This window comes from Streptomyces sp. NPDC004542 (assembly GCF_040610035.1).
GTDB lineage: Bacteria > Actinomycetota > Actinomycetes > Streptomycetales > Streptomycetaceae > Streptomyces.
In genome coordinates this window covers 1-1,128 of record NZ_JBEXLP010000223.1, presented here as the reverse complement: position 1 = coordinate 1,128, position 1,128 = coordinate 1, and the positions used below count along the sequence as shown (strand labels likewise).

The window sequence follows — 1,128 nt, the reverse complement described above, 5'->3', positions numbered from 1 at the left end:
GGGAGTGTCTAATCAACGGCGGATCTGTTGATCATGGAGACGCCAAGTGAGTGAGATGACGATCGAGCACGAGTCCGTGGCTGAGCCGGTCGGTGCGGCCACGACGGACGAGCAGTTGATCGCGATGCTGGTCGACCGGGCCCGGAGCGAGGGTCTGCAACTGACCGGCGAGGGCGGGCTGTTGCAGCAGCTGACCAAGCGAGTGCTGGAATCTGCGCTGGAGGGTGAGATCACCGATCACCTCGGCTATGAGAAGCACGAGGCGGCCGGGAAGAACAGCGGCAACAGCCGTAACGGCACCCGGGCGAAGACAGTGCTGACCGATGTCGGCCCGGTCGAGGTCAGGGTGCCCAGGGACGTGGCCGGCAGCTTTGAGCCGCAGATCGTCAAGAAGCGGCAGCGCCGGCTGACCGGAGTGGACGAAATGGTGCTGTCGCTGTCCGCGAAGGGCCTCACGCACGGGGAGATCTCCGCGCACCTGGCCGAGGTCTACGGGGCCGAGGTGTCGAAGCAGACCATCTCCACGATCACCGACAAGGTGATGGAGGGCATGGCCGAATGGCAGAACCGCCCACTGGACCGCGTCTATCCGGTCCTGTTCGTGGACGCCATCAACGTCAAGATTCGGGATGGTCAGGTCGCGAACCGGCCGATCTATGTCGTGATGGCCGTCACGGCCGAGGGCACCCGCGACATCCTCGGCATCTGGGCCGGCGACGGAGGCGAGGGCGCGAAGTACTGGCTGCACGTGTTCACCGAGCTGAAGAACCGCGGCCTGGACGACGTGCTGATGCTGGTCTGTGACGGGCTCAAGGGCCTGCCGGAGGCGGTGGAGACCGTCTGGCCTCGCACGATTGTTCAGACCTGCGTGGTTCACCTCCTGCGCAACAGCTTCCGTTACGCGGCCCGCCAGGACTGGGACAAGGTCGCCAAAGCACTCAAGCCCGTCTACACCGCCCCGAGCGAGGACGCCGCGGTGGAACGGTTCGGGGAGTTCCAGGACGCCTGGGGCCGGAAGTATCCGGCGATCATCAAGCTCTGGGAGAACGCCTGGGCCGAGTTCGTGCCCTTCCTCTCCTTCGACGTCGAGATCCGCAAGGTCATCTGCTCGACGAACGCCATTGAGAG

1 protein-coding gene is annotated in these 1,128 nt (G+C 65.0%); it reads left to right on the top strand.

The window, feature by feature from the left end; genetic code table 11:
- Window positions 1–124 precede the first annotated feature (124 nt).
- The coding region (locus ABZX30_RS38215; RefSeq protein WP_355943087.1) for an IS256 family transposase at window positions 125–1,128 on the top strand (1,004 nt) is incomplete at its 3' end.